This window comes from Acinetobacter sp. TW_SC_4 (assembly GCF_054861205.1).
In genome coordinates this window covers 1453073-1476556 of sequence record NZ_CM142174.1, presented here as the reverse complement: position 1 = coordinate 1476556, position 23484 = coordinate 1453073, and the positions used below count along the sequence as shown (strand labels likewise).

At 42.3% G+C, this 23484-nt stretch carries 26 protein-coding genes; 3 read left to right on the top strand and 23 right to left on the bottom strand.

Features of this window, described 5'->3' with window-relative positions; genetic code table 11:
* Nucleotide 1 precedes the first annotated feature (1 nt).
* From ACWM1W_RS07110 to ACWM1W_RS07075, 8 genes are all read right to left on the bottom strand, one after another.
* Complete coding sequence (locus tag ACWM1W_RS07110; RefSeq protein WP_375725403.1) at nucleotides 2–388, bottom strand: hypothetical protein; 387 nt, start codon at nucleotides 386–388, stop codon at nucleotides 2–4.
* A 277-nt stretch (nucleotides 389–665) separates the two neighbouring features.
* Entirely contained in the window at nucleotides 666–1919 is a 1254-nt protein-coding gene (locus ACWM1W_RS07105) for a hypothetical protein (RefSeq protein WP_375725402.1), read from the bottom strand.
* A gap of 53 nt (nucleotides 1920–1972) precedes the next feature.
* Nucleotides 1973–3586, bottom strand: a complete 1614-nt coding sequence (locus ACWM1W_RS07100; RefSeq protein ID WP_375725401.1) for a hypothetical protein — start codon at nucleotides 3584–3586, stop codon at nucleotides 1973–1975.
* A gap of 9 nt (nucleotides 3587–3595) precedes the next feature.
* On the bottom strand, nucleotides 3596–5557 hold the full coding sequence (locus tag ACWM1W_RS07095; RefSeq protein WP_375725400.1) for a hypothetical protein: 1962 nt from the start codon (nucleotides 5555–5557) through the stop codon (nucleotides 3596–3598).
* Nucleotides 5547–5966 (bottom strand): hypothetical protein, encoded by a 420-nt coding sequence (locus tag ACWM1W_RS07090; RefSeq protein ID WP_375725399.1) that lies wholly within the window; start codon nucleotides 5964–5966, stop codon nucleotides 5547–5549. The genes ACWM1W_RS07095 and ACWM1W_RS07090 overlap by 11 nt, the downstream gene beginning before the upstream one ends.
* Nucleotides 5963–10237 carry a tape measure protein gene (locus ACWM1W_RS07085; RefSeq protein ID WP_375725398.1) on the bottom strand — a complete coding sequence of 1425 codons (4275 nt, stop codon included), beginning with the start codon at nucleotides 10235–10237 and terminating at the stop codon, nucleotides 5963–5965. The genes ACWM1W_RS07090 and ACWM1W_RS07085 overlap by 4 nt, the downstream gene beginning before the upstream one ends.
* A gap of 83 nt (nucleotides 10238–10320) precedes the next feature.
* Nucleotides 10321–11178, bottom strand: a complete 858-nt coding sequence (locus ACWM1W_RS07080) for a KilA-N domain-containing protein (protein WP_375725397.1) — start codon at nucleotides 11176–11178, stop codon at nucleotides 10321–10323.
* A 78-nt stretch (nucleotides 11179–11256) separates the two neighbouring features.
* On the bottom strand, nucleotides 11257–11412 hold the full coding sequence (locus ACWM1W_RS07075) for a hypothetical protein (RefSeq protein ID WP_375725396.1): 156 nt from the start codon (nucleotides 11410–11412) through the stop codon (nucleotides 11257–11259).
* 116 nt (nucleotides 11413–11528) lie between these two features.
* On the opposite strand from ACWM1W_RS07075, the gene ACWM1W_RS07070 reads away from it, so the two are divergent.
* Nucleotides 11529–11855, top strand: coding sequence for an Arc family DNA-binding protein (locus ACWM1W_RS07070; protein WP_375725395.1), 327 nt, complete (start codon nucleotides 11529–11531; stop codon nucleotides 11853–11855).
* A gap of 6 nt (nucleotides 11856–11861) precedes the next feature.
* Here ACWM1W_RS07070 and ACWM1W_RS07065 read toward each other — a convergent pair whose 3' ends face one another.
* The 4 genes from ACWM1W_RS07065 to ACWM1W_RS07050 are packed head-to-tail and all read right to left on the bottom strand — an operon-like array spanning nucleotide 11862 to nucleotide 13663.
* Nucleotides 11862–12350 (bottom strand): DUF4124 domain-containing protein, encoded by a 489-nt coding sequence (locus ACWM1W_RS07065; protein WP_375725394.1) that lies wholly within the window; start codon nucleotides 12348–12350, stop codon nucleotides 11862–11864.
* A complete protein-coding gene (locus tag ACWM1W_RS07060) occupies nucleotides 12347–12766 on the bottom strand; it encodes a hypothetical protein (RefSeq protein ID WP_375725393.1) in 420 nt (139 codons plus the stop codon). The genes ACWM1W_RS07065 and ACWM1W_RS07060 overlap by 4 nt, the downstream gene beginning before the upstream one ends.
* 2 nt (nucleotides 12767–12768) lie before the next feature.
* A complete protein-coding gene (locus ACWM1W_RS07055; protein WP_375725392.1) occupies nucleotides 12769–13050 on the bottom strand; it encodes a hypothetical protein in 282 nt (93 codons plus the stop codon).
* A 52-nt stretch (nucleotides 13051–13102) separates the two neighbouring features.
* Entirely contained in the window at nucleotides 13103–13663 is a 561-nt protein-coding gene (locus ACWM1W_RS07050; protein WP_375725391.1) for a hypothetical protein, read from the bottom strand.
* A 499-nt stretch (nucleotides 13664–14162) separates the two neighbouring features.
* Between ACWM1W_RS07050 and ACWM1W_RS07045 the strand changes: the two genes are divergently transcribed.
* Nucleotides 14163–14333, top strand: coding sequence for a hypothetical protein (locus tag ACWM1W_RS07045; protein WP_005262212.1), 171 nt, complete (start codon nucleotides 14163–14165; stop codon nucleotides 14331–14333).
* A 30-nt stretch (nucleotides 14334–14363) separates the two neighbouring features.
* On the opposite strand, the gene ACWM1W_RS07040 is transcribed toward ACWM1W_RS07045, so the two are convergent.
* Nucleotides 14364–14702, bottom strand: a complete 339-nt coding sequence (locus ACWM1W_RS07040; RefSeq protein WP_375725390.1) for a hypothetical protein — start codon at nucleotides 14700–14702, stop codon at nucleotides 14364–14366.
* 852 nt (nucleotides 14703–15554) lie between these two features.
* Here ACWM1W_RS07040 and ACWM1W_RS07035 point away from each other — a divergent pair.
* On the top strand, nucleotides 15555–16583 hold the full coding sequence (locus tag ACWM1W_RS07035; RefSeq protein ID WP_079281079.1) for an IS701 family transposase: 1029 nt from the start codon (nucleotides 15555–15557) through the stop codon (nucleotides 16581–16583).
* 136 nt (nucleotides 16584–16719) lie between these two features.
* On the opposite strand, the gene ACWM1W_RS07030 is transcribed toward ACWM1W_RS07035, so the two are convergent.
* The 10 genes from ACWM1W_RS07030 to ACWM1W_RS06985 all read right to left on the bottom strand — a co-directional run bounded on the left by ACWM1W_RS07030 (nucleotide 16720) and on the right by ACWM1W_RS06985 (nucleotide 23481).
* The gene (locus ACWM1W_RS07030) at nucleotides 16720–17463 is read right to left on the bottom strand and encodes a phage tail tube protein (RefSeq protein ID WP_291358679.1); all 744 of its coding nucleotides are present in this window, start codon (nucleotides 17461–17463) and stop codon (nucleotides 16720–16722) included.
* Entirely contained in the window at nucleotides 17463–17633 is a 171-nt protein-coding gene (locus ACWM1W_RS07025; protein WP_162835337.1) for a hypothetical protein, read from the bottom strand. The genes ACWM1W_RS07030 and ACWM1W_RS07025 overlap by 1 nt, the downstream gene beginning before the upstream one ends.
* Before the next feature lie 9 nt (nucleotides 17634–17642).
* Nucleotides 17643–18062, bottom strand: a complete 420-nt coding sequence (locus tag ACWM1W_RS07020) for a phage tail terminator protein (RefSeq protein ID WP_375725389.1) — start codon at nucleotides 18060–18062, stop codon at nucleotides 17643–17645.
* Nucleotides 18040–18534 carry a phage virion morphogenesis protein gene (locus ACWM1W_RS07015; RefSeq protein ID WP_375725388.1) on the bottom strand — a complete coding sequence of 165 codons (495 nt, stop codon included), beginning with the start codon at nucleotides 18532–18534 and terminating at the stop codon, nucleotides 18040–18042. The genes ACWM1W_RS07020 and ACWM1W_RS07015 overlap by 23 nt, the downstream gene beginning before the upstream one ends.
* 7 nt (nucleotides 18535–18541) lie before the next feature.
* A complete protein-coding gene (locus tag ACWM1W_RS07010) occupies nucleotides 18542–18982 on the bottom strand; it encodes a gp436 family protein (RefSeq protein WP_086044620.1) in 441 nt (146 codons plus the stop codon).
* A gap of 7 nt (nucleotides 18983–18989) precedes the next feature.
* Nucleotides 18990–19328 (bottom strand): hypothetical protein, encoded by a 339-nt coding sequence (locus tag ACWM1W_RS07005; RefSeq protein WP_086044619.1) that lies wholly within the window; start codon nucleotides 19326–19328, stop codon nucleotides 18990–18992.
* Between the two features lie 10 nt (nucleotides 19329–19338).
* Entirely contained in the window at nucleotides 19339–20412 is a 1074-nt protein-coding gene (locus tag ACWM1W_RS07000) for a major capsid protein (protein ID WP_005236581.1), read from the bottom strand.
* A gap of 3 nt (nucleotides 20413–20415) precedes the next feature.
* Nucleotides 20416–20802, bottom strand: coding sequence for a hypothetical protein (locus ACWM1W_RS06995; RefSeq protein WP_180018049.1), 387 nt, complete (start codon nucleotides 20800–20802; stop codon nucleotides 20416–20418).
* A complete protein-coding gene (locus ACWM1W_RS06990; RefSeq protein ID WP_375725387.1) occupies nucleotides 20799–21773 on the bottom strand; it encodes a hypothetical protein in 975 nt (324 codons plus the stop codon). The genes ACWM1W_RS06995 and ACWM1W_RS06990 overlap by 4 nt, the downstream gene beginning before the upstream one ends.
* Nucleotides 21774–22275: 502 nt before the next feature.
* A complete protein-coding gene (locus ACWM1W_RS06985) occupies nucleotides 22276–23481 on the bottom strand; it encodes a phage head morphogenesis protein (protein ID WP_375725386.1) in 1206 nt (401 codons plus the stop codon).
* Nucleotides 23482–23484: the final 3 nt, after the last annotated feature.

Sequence of the window (23484 nt, the reverse complement as noted above, 5' to 3'; positions counted from 1 at the left end):
ATTAAGGTCTGAGTTTTATCGAAGTGATGGATAGCGTGCCACCCAAAGCCAAATTGGTATTCGCTAACGCAATATCCGTACCTACTGTCAGATCGGCAGCCACTTCGCCAGCACCGCTATAAATACGCGCCCACGTTGCAGTACCTGTTTTAATCACAGTCGCGGCATCTGTTGGGTGGAATTCAATATAAGTAGCTGTGGCTTCTTTAATGCATGGCTCAGGAAAAGTCAGCGTCACCAATGCATTATTTGAATCTGCTGCAACCGCAGGGCTGGCAGGCTGCGTGCCTGCATAAAAAATAACGGTAGCACTTTGGCTACCGTTATCCATAAATTCTGAAAAGGCTTGAATCATGGCAAGCCGAGCATTGATTGATGTTTGACTCATTTTGGCACCACGTTGTCTTGAATGACTGCGTTAAATTGAGATGCTGGGTGATGGGCAACAATGAAATAATTTTTTAAATCAAGGTTTTCAAATTTATAAAACCCTGTTTCTGTGGAAACAGTTTCGCGAATTAACCTCCCAGATACCTTTTCAAATAATCTTACTCTACAGGGTAGGACCCTCCCTAGTTCAAAAACATGCCCCTGTATAGACCGGGTAAGGTTTGCATTCACCGGACTTCCATTCAACATAATTAGAGAATCAATTATTTTTAAAGTCATGCTATATCCCCAATCTCAAAAATCATTTGCCCCATAATATTGTTATACTTGGCGACACTTAGGGCGATATAGGCTTTGTTAAGCCTTGCGATTATTTGCTTGTGGGTATATGGCTCTTTATTAGCCAAGTGAAAACATCCCTTTAGTTTTCCATACAACCCCTCGCCGGAAATATATACAGGAAATGCTGCGGTATCAGCTCTGTATGCGTGAGAATCCACTGAACCTGATATCGTACCACTACCTAATGCGCTGGAAAAAACTCGAGAAAGGCCATAATTATCATGTCTAGACAACAATCTTTCAGTTATCAAGTAGGCGCCACCGTTATTATTGGCTATCGGTGTAAGTTCCCCGACATTATTCCAAGCATCTCCATTTATACTGTTAAGTGTGGCGGATAGAAAATTAATAAACGTATAACCATTTTCAAGGGGGTCATAAGCCCCAAACCCATAAACCTGGGCATATTTCGCTAAATACCCCGTAGAGTTGATGATATAAAAATACTCATCAGTCCCAATTAAAACATACTCCCTTGCTCCATTACCTGGTGATGTCAAATCTTTTGCATCTGACCTGGCGTCCCCACTTCTTGCGTAATACCAACGCGCCCAGCCATTTATTGCATTGATGCCAGAGCCTGTACCCACCCAATTTTTTTCTGGCAATGTTAGGTTAAACGGCGCCTGAACCCCAATCATGGTATCAATATCGGTCATATCTTCAACCATTCCAACCTTTGCGAATTTTGCATAAGCTGTGTTGTAAGCCGGATCTGGCTCATCTACAACACGTAAAAAAGGACGGCTTGGCAAAAGCAAATTGGTCGAACGATATGCAGCTTTACCACCACCACTTGGATTACTGCTAGAGAATGGTTTCTCCCACCCTAGCGGCGGTAATGATGCTGTAATCACACCTGTTGCAGCGGTCACGCTTGGTACTGCAGCAAGCTCAAATGTGATTGTTTGAGCATTTGGCGCAGTGAGCACGCGATGCTCACCATTAAATTCAGGTTGATTGGCACCTGTGATTTTAATCACTTGGTATTGCATCAAATTATGTGCAGAGCTGAATAGCGCAGTGACCGTGGATCCCGATGCTGTGAGTGATGAAATTGTGCCAATATTGATCCCATTTACCAGGCAGGCATCTAACACATTAATCATCGAGCCATAAGCATTTTGCAGTTGTGGTGCATTGTTATTGGTATGCACATAAAACTTGATATCTGTACTTGCAACCATTTTTATTCACTCGTAAAAAAGACCGCACAAAGCGGTCATATTTGATTTAACTTTTAAACCACGCGATCAATATCACCACGAAGCATGATTTGGAATTGATCTGAGGTTACCGTTGGTTCGGATTGTTTCACTGTACGGATCACCCAGACCGGGAAGTTTGCAGCCACAGTATTGAAGCGCAAGACGTTACCATTGGCCCAGCCTGCGCCCCACCCCTCTTTTTTGATCGTGAAATACGGCACACCAGTCACCGGATTGAGCGGCGCATAATCTGCATTGGTAGTACCTGTCCCAATCTGACCCGAGTATTCACCGATGCAGCGGAATGATTGTGCATCCGTAAAGATTAATGCCCAGCGTTCTTGAATCGCCCCCTTGTTTGTGACTTGGAGTGGATAGAGGGAATCATTGTAGTTCGCTAAAATTCCTGAACTCGGTTCATCTGCCCAGGCATTACTCCATGAACCTTGCACAAACTTTCGTGTATAACGCGCCTGCATATCGCCAATCACTAAAGCAGAGCCAACAATGGTATCCACTGCATCATAGTTATGCGTCAGTGGCTTGGTAAATGTCAGTTGACCATTGATCTGCACGTCACGGATCAAACCCATATCCTGATAGCGGTATTTCACTGTCAGTGGCGCAACCAGATTACCCAGTACAAAGTCACCACCCAGCGTCACGCGACCATAGTCATAATCAACCGTGTACAAATCGAAGGCGACTTTCGTTCCGTTGGCATCTTCCAATTCTGCCCATGAGATCCGCTGATCATTGAGATCGTACGTGGTTCCTGCAATTGCACTTGGTAATTCCTGCGCTTTGCTTGAGCTGACAATGCCGATCCCACCGACACGGAAGATCGGGACACGGCCATCAATCGGCAAACGTGTGGCAGACAAACCAAGGATTTCAGAATCCAAAGGAATATAAGTATAAGCCACTGCGTTATAGCGTACACTTGAAGCATCCACCCAGACCGGAACATTGATATAAGTATCGGCTCCCTCCTGGTATTCTAGCAGCAGGTCATACCAGTCGCTTGCCTCAATCTCCGCACGGTTGGCTTCTGTGATTTTGGTTTTGGTGTAGAAGTAGATCGTCACAAAGCCATTATCCCAATTGACCTGACCATGCGCCCGGCTGGTTTCGATTACGCCATTTTCATCAGCGGTTAATGTCAGCTGACCAAATTCAGTGGTACCCACAACCACATTTAAGGATTGTGGCCGGATCGGCATGATCGGCGTTCTAAAGCTGATCTTGTTGACCGGCAACAAGTCGGTTGTGGTGGTTAGGGATTCCAGTGTAATTGTGTTATCTGCATTCGGGGTCCAGGAATCAATTTCAACGATCCCGGTGCCATATTGAATGGCACCAGACTGAATTCCGCTGTTATTCGCCGGATTCACATTACGATACAGCAAGCCAGTACGGTCTAGGAAAGTATCAGCACCGACTTTGAATCGGGCTGAGCCTGTTAGAATCTGCTCATCAAAACCAGAAGATAAATCCAGCTTGAGCTTGTTGGCCGTCACCGTATGGGTTGCTGAGTTCGAGCCAGAGGTATCGCGGTATTTCACTTGAACATCAACAGCATTAAGGGCTTTTAATTCAACCTGCTGACCTTGGATGTCTGACGTTTGTGGAGAATAAAAAGACATATTTCCTCGCTAGGCAGCCGCATAGGTAGCCATAGGTGTAAAGGTTTGCACAAATCTGCTCGCTGTACTTTTTGGTGTGACTTCAACTGCGCCAGTGGCATAGATAATGGTGCCTTGCACTTGACCGCGGCTATTCACTAGATTACCCATAGTTGCATTCACCGGCACATCTGTCAGGGTTACAGATCCTGTAATCCCCTCATTGCTTTGAAGTGGAATTCTTAATTCCACACTATTTGGCTGAATTGCTGGTCCCGTACCAATGGTAAAGGTCAGCTTTTGATTTACAGGAGTAACATCCATCTTGGTCTGCTCAAGTGAAGCGCCGTAGTTATAGACCACCGAAAAGACCGTGCCTTTCTGTGGCAACTTATTTGGAATGATTTTGCCAATACCGGTGGCATAGTTAATTTCACCTGTGGCATCCCCAGTAAACTTACCTTGATCATTTGATGTTGCAGTTTTCGCCTCACCCTCAAGCAGCCAGTTAATGGTGATACCCGGCAATACACCCGGTCGACCTAAATCAAAATCAAATGCAGCTTTTTCCACACTTAAATTGGAGCGTACAAAGGTGACAATCGGTGTACCCCAGTTCAGCAGAATTGGTGTGTCTACATCTGGTAGTGCGCCAGTCGTTAATAACCATGAGCCGGTTTCATAATTGATCATGCCTGAACCAAATGACGAACTCGCAGCCTTTAACTGCCCCGAGCCATCATCTTTGAGTTCATAGAACTTGCCTTGTGACATATACGAGATTGACAAAGCGCCTGGTGCTGGAATCGGAATTAAAACTCCAGTCCAGTTGGTGCTCTGGTTATTCTGAGTCACTGGAATCGCATGGCTCTGATAATACTGATTCGGTGCGGCTGCTGGCTTGAATGTGATATTCAAACTTGCGGTGCCAGCTGGCGCTGCGGCAGTCCATTGAATCAAGCCACGCTGATAATCAATCGTTCCGACTTGAGTGCCTTGGGTGTTTTTCAGCAAGCCACCCTGATCGGTGATCTGCTGGCCTTGTAATGTGAAAGCTACACTGGATGGAATCACTGCTGAACCGATGTACAGATTCTGACTGACACCAATCACGATATTCGGGTAATTAACCGTGATCGTGCCTTCATTACCTGCCACAAGCACCACGCTTTCACCGGCAGCATTTACATCAATAATTGGTGTTTCGGTCTGGGCCGATGGAATAAGCTGGGCAAAGATGCTTTTGGCATTGACTGTAAATTCACCCACATTCGCATCAGCAGCCAATTTTGTAGACGAATAGTACAGGCCGGTATCCGCAACAATGGTATCGCGGATAATGGTTTTTGATTTCTCACCGTTGTACCACTGGCGTGCTGAAAGACCGAAAAAATCAACTTCAAGTGCATCATTGAGTGAGTAGGTTGCAACCTTGTATTCAATTTTCTCTTTATCAATCACCATAATGGCAGTACGGGTTTCGACCTTGGTGATTCGTACGTACTGTTCGCGCTCCAATACCTTGCCTTCATCACTGACCAGCACAATGGTATCGCCTACCGATGCCTCAACCTCCTGTGGCCACATCACAACCTGAAGTGATGACATGCCCTGCCAATGGGTATCTAGTGGCGTGCCAGCAATTTGACCACCTTTTGCAAGATAGTTTTCTACCCGGTTTTGGGCAGACTGGCGTTCATCGGTCCAGTTTTTGGTACTGAAAAGCAATGCTGATACGTTTGGATCTTCTGGTAGCTCAGATACAAAAATAGTTGCACCCATCAATAAATCTGTATCTTCAGTGGTAACCGCTGGGAAAACCTTGCGCATGGACACATCACCCATGGTTCGATCCATTTCAGATACATCATTGAACAGGTTATTACTAATGCCATCCTGCACTACAACACCAGAATATTTACCACCGCCATCCGAGTTATCAGTCAAGCGTTCAGACTTGTAAATTACTAAATCCTTAGTTTCAATCGCCATCGTCTAACTCCGTAAAGCGTAAGGTCACGTTGTAATAATCATCCAGTGATACCGCTGGAATTCCTTTCACCGGTGCAGCCTCTAAAGCCCCATCCTGGTGGTTAAATTTGACAGTAAATTGCCGATTGTCATGAGGTTGTTCAAACTTCAGTTTGAAAACTTCGTTCTGCAACATGGACCATTCTCGAACAGTTCGTAATTCACGCAATTTGATCCAGCCCATTTCCTGATCTGCTGGCTGTAAAGTAATAGGCCGACCAGATTTCTTTTTGCCTTCCTGAATGATCAAAGTGCCATCCATTGCATAAGCCTGAGTTTGTTCGATGGGCTTCCAGGAGAATTCATCAGACCATAAAAAACCGTCCTCTAATGGGACGGTTTCTGATGTTGCTAAGCGAATAAGTTTCATGTTGATTTCGCTATACCTTTTAATTGATTTACCAGATTGGTCATTACATCCTTTTGGCTTGCATCACCTGTAAGGGATAGGGTTTGACCTCCGAATTGAATGTTGTAATTCACACTATCACCCCCCTTACCATAATCTTTAGTTGATGGTACGGAAGGAATTGACGGCGCATAATCACCCAAGTTGGCTGATCTACCACTTTTACCTACATACTGCTCCAACTTCTCGATCTGTTCCATAACATACATAGCATTACCTAAAGCCTTCTGGTTATCGTAAGCAGTAGTACCATACTTTTTCTTCACCCATTCATTGGAGGCTGATTTGTAATAACCCCCAGCCACCGGCTCGGCATCCTGAAAAAGTTGTTTGGCTTTTTGCTTAGTATCACCTTCATAACCAATATCCTTAAGTCTCTGTTCAATTTCTTCAACAGAAAGCCCATGTTTAGCAGTTGTTCCAGTTTTGGATGCCTTCATCTTGCCCTGAGAAGCCATAGCTGCTTCCGTTGCTTTGCGAGCTTCTTCCCATGCTTCAGTAGTATCGTTACCTGCTCTAACACCCCTACGGCCGAGATCATCGAAGCCATCACCCGCATTACTTGTGGCATTACGAACACGGTGCAAGCTTTCTTCCACAGCATTATTGGCTTTCACTGAAACTTGGCCGGTTTCACTTACCTCTTTTGATAGACCGTGGTAAGCAAGCTTAGCTTCATAGGCTGCAATTTTAACTGCATCACCAGAAGCATAGACCTTATCAGCCATGTTAATTAAGGCTTGTCTTAGTTCTTCGACCGAGGCAGTACCGCTTTGCTTTAATACATTAAATGCTCTCATTTGAGCATCCGCAGCCTCACCCGCTTCTTTTCTTGATGTTATACCAAGCAGCTTATAGGCTTTTTCAACTTCAGAAATATTTTGAGGCAGTTTTCCATTAACCTGATCCAGATGCTCCATACCCATCTGAACTTGTTTTGCAGAAAACACTCCTTGTTTTTCAAAGGAAAGGAGTTGAGCTTTTGCTGCATCGATTTCGGCTGGTGATTTGGCTTGCTCTGCCCATTTCTCCCACCCTTGATAAATTAGCTCAGTTGCACGTGCGCCAGTGACACCCATTGCTTCTAAGCCACCTGCATAACTGTTCAAATGATTCTGATCAGAAGCAAATTTTTTAGAAACCCGATTAAGAGCTACATCTAAATCAATACCAAGCGCAGCAGCAGCTTTGCGGGCTTTGTCTGTCGCACTAACTTGACCGTCGGTGGCGATTGTTGCATCCTGCATCGCTTTCACAACTACCTTACCGGTGCTATCAAATTCAGCCTGTAAGCCTTGGGCAGCCAACTGGGCATTAAGAACTTTTAGTTGCGCCATCCCCGCAGCATCTGCAGATCGAATCATTGCACTTGCTACGATCTGAGCAGCCTGAATCTTAGCTTCAGTGATTTTCTGACTTTCAGCCTGATATGCTTTTTCCTTGGCATCCAGTTCGGCAAGACCTTTTACAGCCTGATCAATTGCAGCCTGATTGCCAGTTTTGCGTGCTTCATGGAGTTGCTGCTCTAGCTGAACACGCTCATCACTAATAGCCTTGTAGTCAGCCTTATGCTTTTCTTCTTGAAGCTTTAATTCATTAAGAGTTTTTTGGCTCTCAGCAACCCGTTCTTTATTTGCCTCATCCTCAGTCTGACGAATCTCTCGAATTGCTTCTCTTGTCGCAGATTTGCTTTCAAGTGCTAGCCTGTTAGCCTCTTTACCATTCTTTTCGGCTTGTCTAAATAGAGCATCAGACGCATTTTGAGCCTGTGCAGCAAGATCATCGAAACCAAGGAAATCTAATACCGAGGCGCTAAGCGCATAAATACCACCGGAAATAAACTGGATACCTGCAAGGAGTAGCTTCAAGGCAATATTTAATCCGGTAGCACCATCGGAAACCACACCCAGTGCAATTTTAAAAACATTGAATAAGGTGGTTAAGCCACTAACCTCTTCCTTACCACCCATAATTGCGTTAAATAGCGGGGCGATTGCATCCAAGGTAGATGTGAAGGCACTCCAGGCGGTTTCAGCGATTCCTGCCATGCCTGAAATGACTGTTTTAATCGTGTCATATACAGCAGATAAAGTGCTTCTAATAGCCTCAATTGTAGATGGATCGATTTCAGAGAGCTTGTCTTGAAACCATCCAACACCTTCAGCCACATCATCAAAGAATACTTTTAAAATTCCAAGATTATCAGCGATGACTGAGAGAGCATTAGCTACCGTCGCGCTTGACCCATTGGCTTGATCCATCTCACCAATCAGGATTTGCCACTGTGTTGATATCTTCTGCAGTGCATTTCTAATAGTAGTTGGAAACTGGTTGTAGGTTTCTTGGATCTGGGTAGCCTGGCTTTGAACAGCTTTAACAACTCTTTCAGAGGTAAGCTCCCCATTTTCAGCCATCTTGCGAAGTTCGCCGGTAGTGACTCCCAACCCTCTAGCTAATGCTTCAGCAAGACCATAGCCATTTTCCATGATGGAGTTGAATTCTTCACCGCGAAGAACACCGCCTTGCATTGCTTGAATAAACTGAGTGATTGCTGCTTCACTTGCTTGTGCTGATCCACCACCAATCTGAATCGCTTGGGTCACTGTTTTAGTAAGGTCTAACGCTTGTTGCTGCGTCATCCCCATTTCTTTACCGACTGTATTCAATCGGGTAAATAAGCCTGCTGTAGCATCCAAACTTGAGTTTGTTGCTAATGCGACCTGATGAACGCCAGCCATGGCCGATGTAAAATCACCGCCTTCACGAGTGGCAATCTGAATTTGTACTGAAAGGTTTGTATAGGAATCTGCTGCCTGTGCAAGCTCACGGATACCCAGCCCAATGCCGACTGTAGCCATAGCACCAACAAGGGCATTTACTGCGAACTTCGCGCCGTCCATCCCCTTAGATAGGCCAGAAATACCAGAATTGGCGTTTTGTGCAGCCGGCTCTATTCCATTTAATTCATTCTTTAGCCTTACGATCTCTTGCTCGGTGGCCTGAGTTACACGCGCTACTTCTTCTGCGGGGAGCTTACTATTGGCTTTAAAATTCTCAAGTTTGTTAGTGAGGTCTGCAATTGCGTCATTAATCACGGACGGCGGTTTAATGCCTAATGCTTCATAAATTGCATGTCCGGCTTGCTTGGCACTACCGGATGCCTTATCTGTGCTTGTGGAAACGCCCTGCATTGCAGTGGTGGCTTTTACATTAAATTCGGAGAAGGCTGATTTAGTCAGATCTACTGCTTGCTCAAGACCTTTAACCTTGTCACCAGCTGCCTTAATCTCATTAAGTGTTACAGCTTCACTGCTTTGCTCTAGTGCCGAAAATGCATTTCTTGCTGTCAGTAATTCACGCTCTAGGGCATTAATGCTATTGGTGCCAATGCTGCCAATACGTTCAATTTCTTTGGTACTGAGGCTTGCGCCGTCACCCATACTTTCAATTGCACGGGTGGCAGTCTGTGCTTCCCCTACTACCCCAGTTAGATCTACGGCGCTAAAACGTTGGACCTGGTTAATAGCTGATTGAGTGGCACCATCCACGCCTTTCATGGCATTGATCGCTACACCTTGGTAGTAGTTGAAGGCACTGGAGGCTTCGTTAATCGCATCTTGAATACTTAAAACGCGCTGCTTAGCAATCTCAATGTCTTGTAGGGTGCCATCAGTGCTTTGTAGACGAACCAACTCAGCCTGAGCGGCTTTCAGTGCCAAATTCAGTTCATTAAGCCCCTGCTCCCCAGCACTCGACATTGCACGGAGTTCACCAGCACTGATAGTCGATTTATCACCCAGAGATTCAATTTCTTTTGCGGCAGAGAAGAACTTATTGCCTAGCATTTCTGCTAACTGAACAGCGTCACTAGGAATGGCACTGCCGATTTCAAAACCAGCCTTATTGGCCTTGCTTGCTGTGTCTTGAAGCTCATTGCCTAAACCATCAATTTTACCAGCAGCCTCAATAGCTTGACCTTGTAGTTCACTAGCTGCTTGAGACACTTCACTTAACTTGCCTTTAGCCTGATCAGCTTTCTTTTGGAGGTCATCTGGTACAATTTTACCGACTTCTTTTGCTGTTTCTTCAGATGTTGTCTTAAGTTTATCTGATTCTATTTTTATCGCATCAAAGAGGGCTTTTGCGGTTTTCTCAGACTGCTGAACATTAGATACAAAGTCTTTAGTATCAGCATCTATTACCAGTTTAAATGTAAGTTCTTTTCCAGCCATGATGACCTCTAAATTTTGGCAATAAAAAACCCGCCGAAGCGGGTGTGAATCAAGTAAAAAACCTCCCGAAGGAGGTTCTTGTTTTATTTAGAATTACGCTCTTTTAGAAAATGCCTTCCTACACGCAATGTATCTGTGCCGTACAGCAAATCCAATACACTATCAAAACGCTTGGTAAATTCGGCAATATCCATTGTTGGGTAGAAGCCCGGAGGTAGTGGCATTGCGGTCAATACGCCATTGCGAGCACTTACATGCCAAGAATCATACCGAGAGTTATTGAACTCGTTACTGATCTGCTGGGCGACCTGAATAACTTCTTGAGGGTAAGGTAAAGCTTTAACTTCCTGCTTTTCTACCTTCGCTTTTAGATCCATTGTTTCTAGGTAGTGGACTGCTTCTGGAAAGTGAATCTCTAAAAGCTCAGCATAACGCGGGATTTTAAAGTGTCGGTTATGGCGCGACCACATTTCTGCATAAATCTTGCGATTGCCTTGTGAACGCCGATCCACAATCTCGTGAAGCAAGGCTTGTTGCTCTGGTGAAATAGCCTGGCGCGCCTTAACTCTAAATTGCATCACCATCGCATCATAAGCGCGAATAACTTGTAGATGGAATTTTGCAGAGATCCACATTGCATATGAGTAAACTAATTCTTTGACTACATATGTACCATTATTCTTACCATCATTAACTTTTCCAACAGCAGGCATCTGCAAATTTGCAGAGGCCCCATTCGAAGGGTTTTCAATTTCAGCAATTAGGTCTTTGGTTTGTTGATTGCGAATAAAGTAAGCAGGCTGGTGTTTCTTATCATACCCACTTGCCTTATGTAGATCATTCAAGCAATAACGGCCATCTTCATCTTGACGAATCTGGAAATCACCAATAACCAACGGTTGAGTATTTGGATTTACTGAATTTTGTGTTAAATTAGACATAGTTACTTTCCTTAAGTGATGGCAAAAAAACCTTGTTTAATCTTGGCGGATGGCAAGGTTTTTTTGTGCCTGTAGTTTTCATGCTTTCGCACTCTTATGTTTTTCAATTAGTAATTTAACCGCTTCATTTAAAAGATAAACTATTGACCTCTTTTCCTCCTTTGCGATTGCTTTGAGCTCTTTATGAAGATCGCTATCAAGCCGACCTTTTACATACACGATATCTTCTTTCATATTATCCTCCATTAATGCCACACTTTGTGGCGTTTAATAACTATAGCCACACTTTGTGGTAATGTAAATACCTATCATGAAATATTTACCACAATTTGTGGCATTGAGGTTTTTGAATGAGTAATCAAGCTGATCACACTATAGTTAGATTGCGTGTACCACCTGAACTAAAACAAAAAATTGAAGAGGCGGCAGAGAAAAACAATCGCTCCCAAAGTGCTGAGATGGTTGCTCGACTAGAAGAAAGTTTCACTACGACAAACTTGGTTGCGTCTGATCCTTACAAAAGAATGCTTTTAGCAAATGTTGCTATGATTGTTGCAAATGAAGCAGATAACCCAAACCCATCATTTACCAAAGCTATGGAAAGAATCACCAAAGCAATCATGGTTGATGAAAAGCATCTTTTTGATATTTATAAAGACACTAAAAAAGCACCCTAGGGTGCTTTATTCTCTCGCTCTTAAACACAAAAGATGATATTCATCCTCAAAGTCCGTCTCGGCACTTTTCTTGTATTCTTGTGTGCTAAATCTTGGTTTGGTGTACGCTAATCGGATCATGGACTCCATAATACCCTTAATAGCTGGTTCAGCCTTGGGTAGCAGGGTATCCATTTGATTATTCATTGATATGCCAAGCTGCCTATTGCGCATAACAGCACCAGCTGCTTTTGATGCAGATCTACAAATGGCTTTCCAATCCTGCTCAGAATACTTGTTGCCTTGTGTTGTTGAAGCACTAGCGGAATAAGTAGGGACGGTTGAATGTCTTTCTGCTTCTTTATTCTCTCTCACTCTATCGCCCACTGTTTTACCAACACCCTTACAAGGTTTTCCTTGGTAAACTGTTTTACCATTTGTGGTACAAGTATAAACCTCAGCAGCAAGAGAGTTTTGAGCTAAAAGCAACAGCATAATACTTAATAAGTATTTCATTCTTCCACCATACTTCCGCAGTGCTTACATTTAATTGCAGCGAGCTTTATTTTCTCAGCACAAAAGGGGCAATCTTTAAATTCAGGATTTTCACCTTGATTTTCTTGATTAAGCCTCTCACCGGCACTATATGAGAAGGTATCATTTGCCACTAACTTGCTTTTACCATAGTTTTTAGTAGGCTCAACCGTTGTAGATTGACTGGCAGGCTGCACTACCACTCTATTTACAGGCGTATAAAGCCTTACACTGTGACTTCCACAAGCGCTACAAACCTTACCACCAGATCTTCGCCAAACTTCATAAATAATACCTGGTAAAATAGCAAACCAAAGCAAAATTAAAGTAATAGCAAAACTACCTTTGGTTTTTGTAGACCCTACATGACCACACACTAGGCACTCAACTGTAGCCATTCCTATCGCTCCCACTCAATCTTGTATATATGGCCATTCACCACAGTAATTGTGTAGTTCTGACCATTTACAGTGTAACGATAAGAAGTAGCTTTATGTGGCCAACCTTTACGGTCATGAATCACGTGATGATAAGAAGATTCAGGTTCACCCAATACATCATACATTTGCCCCAATGTAGAGCCAGGCTTCACATAACTGGTACTGCCACGTACTGAGTTCACCTCTACAGCAAAAGCTGTGGTACTAAGCATAAGAATCGTAATTAATAATAATTTTTTCACAGTAACCCCCTAAATTATTATTTTCCTATCATAACTTTAGGGTAATGCATGATCAATCAGAAACCATTTCTTTCTTGAATGACTCAAAGCCTTTTTTGTCAGATTGGGCTACACGTGCAGCAATCGCAGAGTTAAAGATGCCCTGCTTGTACATTTTATTTGCTGCCTTAACATAGCCCTGGAATGCACCGTAGGTCATTTCCATGATCTCGCTATGCTGATGACCCATTGATACCAGAAACTGGAATGAATCAAACCAGGTGGAATCATCTTTCTTTTTAATGCCACGTTTAGGCTTTTCGTATTTGAAATATGCCTGATTGACCAGAAGCACAGCTTTAAGTAGGTCCTTAAATACCTGTTCATCAGCGGCAAGTTCTACCAGTGATTCATTGTCCAGATCAGTAACACAGGCAATAGTCGAAATGACCTGTACACCATGAGCCTTGAATAGCCCTGTCAAAATTTCATCTGAATGATTCTGGTCTTTGATGAAGTTTTTCAAAACTTCAGCATGCATTGCCCAGGTGTCAAAGTCTTTTATCTGGATCTGGCGGACTTCAATGTCATTGATTTTGATGCTTCGATTTGTGGCTAAGAAAAAATCATTCATGATGGGGTCTCGAGAAAATTTTAGACATCAAAAAAGCACCCGGAGGTGCTTTTCTTTTAACTTTAATAAAGGCTGAATTTTATAAAGCCCAATTACGACCTTGCCCCATCTCATAAACGATGAGAATTAAGGCTACTATCATTAGAACGACAACAACGATTTCGGCTTTGGTCAGCATTTTCGGAGCTCCACTTTTCATCATTCATATGATAAGCAAAGCATACAATTAATAACATAAAGATTACAAAAAAATTATTGGATGTTACAAAGATTTAGAAGTTAGGGAAGTTTCTTTAGAGTGTAACTACCTACTGAAGCATTCAAACATTTCGTTAAGCAACTCAACAAAAAGTTTCAACCGAAAAGCATTCTTACGCAAACCTAGAAACCTATAACTTTAGACCTGAATATTTTACATATCCCGACATAGCTGATACATCCGTGATTTAAATCATTCTCTACACTGAAATTAAGTCTTAGAAACGTAGAGGAAATTCAAATGAAAAAGTATTCGAAAATTCTAATCTTAGCTTTAATGGGATTTACCGGTACCGTTGCTATCGCAGCTGACTCGATTCCGATAGAAGCCACTGCTGCAGCTGAAGCGCAACAGGTTGCTTTAGAGTATGGAAATGAAAAAGATCAAAAATCTGAATCATCTGGTGAATAAAAGAAAGCCCTTAATTAAAGGGCTTTTTAATTACTTCCAGCTTGGCGTACAAGCATTCTTCCATGACAACTCAAATTGCTTTTGATCCGCCTGATTTTCTACAAGTACTATATCCTTTGAAAGCACAATAAAACGCTGGAAGGGAACATAATCACTATCTGCTTCTTTATAGCTTACCTCTCCACACTCTCCTATTTGATTGCGGAACTTTGCCGAATCAGGGTTGGGAATGAATTTTTTTGTAGCTTCTTTTGCAAATTCAAGCTGTTCCTTTTTGCTTGTTTCTAAATCAAGATGCTGACCGTTAGATTCCTTGTGTCCACACCCAGCTAAAATCACAATAAAAAAGAATAAGCTTAAATTTTTCATAATTCCCCCTTTTCTTTCAAGGGCCACACTTTACATTAATTTTCAATCTTATCTAAAGCCTAGGGAGAGTGAATTTGTAAAGTTATGTTTTACTATTTTAAGTCTTTTTAAAATTGACCCTATATAGCCAGGTGAAACTTCCACTTATCAAAAAACCGCCCTAAAGGCGGTTCTTAGCTTACTAACTTACTGACATACAAGATAAATAAAAGTAGAAATAATTATTACGGCTAGGATGGAGACAAATATTTCTATTTTAGTCATAGCAGTTTTATTCTCAACGTGAACTGAATATCTTTTATAGCCCTATTGAGCGCTAATTAAACTAACAAAATATTACAAAATGATGAAGTATTAAAAAACCACCTTAAAGGTGTTTCCTATTAATGACAGTGTCTGGTACCGGCTTTAGTTTAATTGTGACAACCATTCTTATCAGTTCTTCCATCATGCGTAAAAGCTATTGTTGAAAAGCAAGTTACCAGGATCAGCAATATCAATTTTTTCATAATTGTTTCTGCTTTTTTATTGTTTAGAAGAGTTTTTATAACTTACTTTAAAAAGTTTTTAAACTAAAGCTAAAGCAAACCTCCCTAAGGAAGTTTGCTTTAAAGGCTTGTGTGTAAGTTATTTGAGAGTCCAATTACAGCTTTGTCCAATTATGTAAACAACCACAATCGCAGCAAAAATCAATAATGCAATCAAAAAAGCTTCTACTTTAGTAGGCATGCTAATTTCTCGAAATATCCAACACGCCGATCATATATATAAAATATAAATTATGATATTAAATAAGTAGGACTTACGCATTGACGGATTCAAAAAAGTATTAAAATGCTTTATAAAGTATCTGTGATCAGACGAATTAAACATGCTTCTACAGCAACTTGTACATTACCCATTTATATGGGCTTTCTCATGACAGAACCGAACTCTATTAGCTGCACACAACTTGCCGAGACTTATAATATCTCGCATGATAGTGTAAATCGCTTTCTAGAGCGTGAAGACTACACACCTCACGACCTATATCAAGAATCAATTCAACATATTGATAATAATAAACTTATAGTCAGTATTGATGATACTGTTTTAGATAAACCATATAGTCAACATATGGACTTGGTTAGCTATTTTTGGTCAGGCAAACACCACCGATCCGTCAAGGGTATTAATCTCATTACCTTGTATGCGACAGATCAAAATGGTCAAAATATTCCAATTAATTTCCGAATTTATGACAAATCTGAAAGTAAAACCAAGAATGATTACTTTATGGATATGTTAAGTGAAGTACTCAATTGGGGTGCAAAGATTCAATTTATTACAGGTGATAGTTGGTATTCATCGACTGGAAATCTAAAAACCATAAGAAAATATGGTATTCGATTTATGTTTGGTATCGACTGTAACCGTAAGGTTTCCCCAGAAAAAGGACAATGGTTTCAACTGCGTTTATTGCCAGATTTCCATCAGGGTCAAGTGGTCTGGCTCAAAGATTTTGGCTTTGTACAATTATTTAAGACTCAGTTAAAAGAACAGCAGAGGTTTTATATTGTGCATCAAGATGAAGATGATTTATTGTCCTTTGAAGGTTTTCATGAATTACATTCAAGTCATTGGAAAATAGAGCAATATCACCGGGTGATTAAACAGGTTTGTCATATTGAAAAGTTTCAAGTAAGACGATCTAAACTGATTTTGAATCATATTTTTTCAGCCTTGATGGCCTACGTTGAGATACAAAAGAACCAGTTTGAGCGGATCTTTGAAAATATATATCGTTGGCAGAAGAAATTATTTAGACCAATTATCAAAAACTTCATTGATGACTTTATTCTCGATAAAAATCATCTGCTACCACAGAGAATCTATAAATAATAGTGCGTAAGTCCTAATAAGGATAAATATCCTTAAATATGAATAAAATAATTTTTATAAATAGTCAATTTCTATATTTAAACAGGCACAAAAAAAGACGCTAATGCGCCGTGGAGTTCATTGTGCCTGTATGAGTTTATGCAGCTACACTGAAGCGCTCAATATGACCAAATACACTAAGCTCTTCGTCATTTGCTTTAGTAATATCCGCCAGTGCTTCACCTTCAATTGAATAAGATCCGAAGTCCTCATGAATTAGATCAAATTCAGTGTCTGGTGAAAATTCGACGCGCCATAAAGTTAAGATCACCTTATCACCTGTAACAGTATCAATGCCTTTAAACAGCAAGCGATATTCATTACCTAGGTTTGTTGCAATTGTCGTACGTGTCTTAGCACCAGACTTGGCTGAAAACTTAACTGGACCAGTTACAGCTTCGTTAAAAATTACGGTGCCATAAACTGAATCAAGCAAATATTTGTCTGCCTCAATAGCAGCGTCCGAACTATCCTTAAAAGCCACTTCGCTTAAATTGCGATGGCCCAGATCGATCATGGCACCAATCTGTACTGTACCTAAATCGATATCAGTCAGCTGAGTTTCAGGGATTTCGATTGATTTGCCACTTAGGACCATTGCTAAGTTTTGCTTTGTTACTTCTTCAAGCGTACCAGAGATAGCCACTGCAGTTTGTTTGCGTAGTACCGCATCCTTAGCACGAAGGCCGGTTTTGCTTTCATAGTGATCCGTTGATTCACTAGAAATAGCAATTTGCAATTCCGGTGTATTACCTACAGGCAATAATGCGGAAGGTACACTATTAACCATCTTCGCCAAATGAAGCTCACCTTGAAGCGAGATTAAATCTGATTTAGCCATTACTTTTCATCCCCTGTAGTTTTCTTGGCTGGAGCAGCTTTAGGTTCAGGTAGTTCCTGAATTACACCATCTGCAAGTAATTTTTTGATTTGTGCATCACTCAGCCCACCGACCACATCGCCCTTTTGAAAGCGACCTACAGGCTGTAATGCTTTGTATTGTTTTGCCATGACTGGCTCCTAAATGAATTTTTGTGATTCAAAAATAATCGTGATGTATGCAAATCCTGGGCTATAACCATCCCGAACCGAAATCATTTCTAGTGCCGTTCGTGATGCCTGAGGCTGCCAGCCGGAAAGCAATTGAATTACCTTCTCAGTTAAAAGACCAGCTTCATCACTCACCACTCGGCCATCAGTCATTTGAGATTGAGCATTACGACATGCAACCGTAACCGCCCATTGCTGACCGATCTGATTGATACTTCCACGACCTGCGCTGGCTTTCTTGTCAATACGGACAAAATTGACATGCGCAGATGGCGTGACTTGTGACATCTCGGTTACGCTGACTGAGTTTAACGGCGTATAGATCTTTAGAAGTTCTGGAATTTCTTTCAGCTTTTCTGCAATCTCATCACGCACCGCGAAGAATGTCATCTATAAAACTCCCGACAATATCTAAAACCATGGCTTCATCTTCAGTATCAATACCAAGCTGAGTCCGAGGTGGAATAATGGATTGCTTAACTTTCCGATATTGACCACCCACTGCAAAAGTAATGTATTGGCCATTCTTAGGTAGGATTGTTGCGCCGTAATGCAGATGCGGTGCGTACGCAACATCAGTGCCCACTTCCACACCATTTGAAAGAACATTGTGTGTGTAGGAATTCATCAGGCGGCCAGTATCTCGAAGCGTTTCACCACCCTGCATACGTGCACGCCATGAAATCTTCCACGGGTTCCCATCTACATCAGTACCCGTTAAGAATCTATGCTGCACACTATCCACAAGTCCAGCACCAATCTCATCAAACAGCTGGTTCTTTAATGATTCAAAGTTACCTAATTGCTTAAGCACTGCTTCAATCGGTGAACTATCAGCTTGAATGGTTATTGCAAAAGCCATAAGCACCTCACTTCAAGCTGGGCATCTGGTCCAGGATAGAATCTCCAAATACACCACCGGTATATGAAGTCCCGACTGGTGCTGTTGAAGGTCGTCCTTTAGGTTGGTCATCCACGATCTGGTTTGTTTCTGGTAACTGAATCTGCAAATGTGCTTTGTTATCAGCCACACGTTTTAAGAATGCAATTGCATCCTCATAACGCTTCCGGGCCTCTTCGATGGGTTGCTGGAAGTAAAGACGATAGCGTGCGATGTCACACGCCATACGCTTTAAGTTACTAGGCACATTGGGAAGTGGCAAAGGATAACGACCACCGATATGACCGTTAATCTCCTCTGTTGCATCCTGAATTGCATCAGTTATTGAAGACTGAGAAGGAAGCATCGCTTTCAGATTTTCAATCTCATCACCAAATCGTGCGACCAAATCTGCTTCAGTCGCATACATAGATCACCTACTTGGTTTCGTCAGCAGGTTTTGAGTCTGCTTTAGGTTTTGCAGCAGGCTTCGCCTTTTCAAGTTCAGCCACTTTTGCTTTTAGCTCGGTAACTTCTTTTTCAGCCTTCACTTTCGCAACTTCAAGATCAGTGTTGGCTTTCATCAGCTCAGCATTGGCTTTTTCAAGTTCAGCTAAACGTGCAGCGGCACCATCTGCCTTAGGTTCTTCCGGCTCTTGATATTCTTCAATAGCCCCAGATGCTAAAAGGGCCTGAAGTTGTTTAGCTTCAAGCCCCTCAATTTCCTGACCTGGACGGAAGTGTCCGATCGATTGTTTTGCAATGTACTTTGGCATTTTGATCTCCTTATACAAATCCACGTCCACCGACTAAACCGTTCTTGTTATTAGGAACAGCAAGTGGAGATGATTCAGCTAGTAGTTGAATGCTTGAAGGATTCTTTTCCTGCCATTGGCTTAAATAGAATTCTAGAGCTTGACCAAATGCTTCGACGTTTTGCAATGCACAGTGAGCAATCCAACCATTAGCATCAGAAACCAGCCCAAAGAAATCTTCTGGAATGAAACGCTCAACACTTCCATTCATGCTGTGTTTCGCATCATAAGTCCAGATTTCCAGGTTATCGATGGTACCGCGGAACTGAGGTTTATCAGACTGATCAAAGGTTGGAGTAAGTGGAACACTCACACCCGCATATGGAGCAATGAACTTTTCCTTAAACTCAGGATCTTTAATCAGCGTGTTATACACTTTCGACGTAGTTAAGGCCATGATTGGTGATGTACCAGCATGCTCAACAGAAAGATCAATCATCGCTTGAATATCTTTGACTGGAGTAGCACCAGCTTGGCCCCATTTAATCAACGGCGTAAAGTTACATGCTGCATTACGTTCATAATCTACTTCATACATCGGGAAGTCTGCAGAAGCAAAAGTGGTTTTACCGTAGAGAAGCACATCACGAGCAATTAATAGCTTTCGGTTTTCGATAGACTGACGCAGATACAATGCTTTTTGAGCCTGATCGATTAACAGCAGATCTGCATCTGATAAACGATTTGAGCCAGTCGCAATCACACCAAACTGACGTAAGCGTGCGATCAGAGCAGTGTTTTGCACTTCACTTGGCATGACTGTCATCATTGGTTTCAGATAAGCTGGCTTAACGAATTTCACGTTACCAGATTCACCTACTTTAATCTGACGTCCAGCTGCAGTCGGAGTAACAAACGGCGCAAGTGGAGTCGCTGTATTTAGCTCACCTACTGGAACTTCTTTTTTAGTGTAGGAAACACGCTGAGGGAAAAAGCGGTCCATCAGCCAGGTATCTACCTTTTGAGTGGTATCAGTCAGTAATACCAGCTGTGGCACATCCAGTAATTCCACTGGTGCATTTTGAAATGTAAAAGTTTGACTCATGTCTTAGTTCCCCACAACTTTACGAAGTTCGATTTTGTTTTTTAATGCTTGTGCACGTACTGCATCATATTGAGCAGTAGTCAGAGGTGTTCCATTCACTGTAACTACTGCAATATCAAATGGACCTTGCACGTAGATCGGCATCTCAAGATTATTAGCCGCATGGTAAGTAGATTGCTCTGCATTGAAATCTGACACAGCAATCGCATTCCATTCACCTACTACACCTTCAGTGACAACAGGATGATCAGCAACGTTATTGGCATCTACGTTAAGTAAATCGCCGCGCTTATATGCTGTAGCAGTTTTTACTTTGGCATTTTCTGTACGTACGCCGTCACCGACCACTAGCTGTTTATTTTCAATAGTGCCTGTTAATACTTGGCTCATGATTTAGCTCCTTGTTGCTGCGCTGCCATAAACTGATTGAATGCCTGATCTAAAGCCGAGCCTTGTGGAGTTTGACCACCCTGCCCCGGATTGGCTTGATGAGTGAACAAGTGAGCAAATGCCGGATTCACACTTGGTGTTTGTTGTGTCTGTGGTGTAGCTGGTGGTTGCTGGCTACCTGCAGAAAATTGACGAAGTTGCTTAGCCGAGAATGCAAATGCAGAATCATCAAGCTTTTTCATTTCTTCAACATCTTCAGTGCTAAACTCTTTGCCTAGGTCTTTACCTAATGCAGTGATTTCAGCTTCACGTTTTGCAGCAGCGAATTGTTTGTTTTGTTCAGTCAGAGTATTCACCTGACCTTCCAATTCGGTAATTTTGGCCTGAGCCTTTTCTAATTCGGTCACGTCTGTGTCCTCTGGTTGATTAAATTGTTTTGGAGAGTGACTTGCTGCCACTGCGTTTGTATTGTCATCCGCACCCAAAGCACAGAAAGACACTTCACGGATACGACCACCGCGGAACACCGTGATAGGGCCTTGATGCAATTTCCCATTTACAGTGACTGATGCACCTGCTTGAATTTCTTCAACTGCGGAGGGTTCAATGCGCACTGACATCTGCCATGGAAAGCCATCGTCAGAGTCCTGGGCAACCTGAGTACCGAACTCATTACTCATTAGGTCACCTGAAACTGTTAGACCGTTCTGGTGATCAATGCTATGGCTATTAATGGCTCCAGCACGTTGCCGAGTTGAGTGATCCAGTAACGCAGGAATTCGACCTTTAATTTGCATTGAATCAAGATCAAAGACGATTCGATCCCAATACCAATGATCGGTAATAACTTCACCACTGTATGCAACACCGGAGAAAGTACGCTTCTTCTTGCCTTCTTCAGCTTGGTCAACATTTAAATTTCCAATCTGGAAGCAATACTGATTCGGCTTATGTTCCTCTTCTTTTGGCATTTCTCATGCTCCATAAAAAAACCGCCCTTTCGGACGGCGTAAAATAGCTACAAATAAACCCACCGAGGTGGGTAAATAGTTCAAGTATTCTTTATAGGTATCAGCTTAAGTTTCCATTCACTATCAAACCTCTTATTTAGAAAGTTTGTTATCTGGTTCTCACGATCTTTGAACTCATATGGAGTTAAGACTATTGCATTCCTTCCGCTAGATACCCCATACCTTGTAAATCCCGTAAGCGCTCTCCTTGTAGAAGTATTATTTGACAAAAGAACCCTTGCCTTTCCTTCTCTTATTAAACGCTTTCGGCCTCTTATTTTAGGGCACTTATCTGCAGGTATTTCGATCTCAATTGCAAAACAAACCATATCCCAACCAAGTGACTAAGCTGTACAGATTTTATAAGTCTACTTTGCCACTAATCCAATATTTAAATATTCCATTCGTTGTATAAAAAATGTAGCTTAAACATTGTCCTATAGCAGATTAGTTAATTAAAAGATTAATTAACTAGTGGTCTGATCGTATAAACCATCTGCCCTTCAACCGCTTCAATCGAAACAACCTCAAATGACAATCCCATCGGTATTAAAACGCCGTTACCAGCATTCAACATATCCAGATCAACACCCAAGCCTTTAGCATTCTCAATCTTAATCACGATATCTGAAGCTGTATCAGCCATCAGCAACGGCGCATTAAGCTGAGCTGTCTGCCCAACCTGATAAGCCGCTACTTGATTAAGTGTCGCAGCACCCACCACGGTTGAAGCCGCATTGCTCGCCACAGCTTGAATAGCTGCCAGATCAGTACTCAGCCAGCGCTTAAGTACATCATCAGCTAGTGAGCCTGTAGCAGAGTTTAAATAGCCAGTCAGTGCGGCATCATTTCCCTGCACATAGTCCAAGAAGGTGCGAATCGCACTTGGTCGAATGCTTGGATCAAGTGGTATTACTGTATTGGCCACAGTATCGAATAAGTCCCGAGTCTTATCATCCATCGGAGTAAATAGGCTGGTGAGCTTTTTACTCGCTGTCCATTCAGCCTTAATAACTTCTTTCTGCTCCAGGAGATATTCCTTATCTAAACTCGAAGCACTGATCTTTTTATCCACCAGCGATTCAAGTTCACCAAACTGTAATGGATGAGAACTCCAGTCCAAAGCCTCGGCAATTTCAGGCAACTGATCATCAGGTGTAATGCCGTATTTCAGCGCCTGTTTCTCAGTTAATGCTATGCATGTGCACCGACAGCGGAAACCTGTGGGAGGATAATGTGTCAGCCAGAATGGATCATCAATGTGACGAACAATCCGGTTCAAGGCCAAATGACTCGGACGCACGCGGCTATCATTGATCGCCGAGTACATCAGGTAAGGTCGCTTAGCCTTATTTCGTTGCTGTTGTTGCCACCGCCCATGACCATAAGCACTTTGAATATTGGTACGAAATACATTATCCAGGTAGTGCTTTGGCAGAATGATTTCAGATTCTTCAATAAGCTTCTGAAAATCTTTAAAAGTACCGCCGTCGGCAATGGATTTATTCACTGCCTTGATGACAGTCTCAATCTGCTCAAGACTCGATAGAAAGCTAACCGTAGTTGCCATCTGCCGGGTCTTAAGGTCCATTGAATAGAACTCATCAGGTAGCACGATCTTTTTGCTGTGAGCGTACCGAAGCGCCTCAAGAAACGTGACTGGTTGCATAGC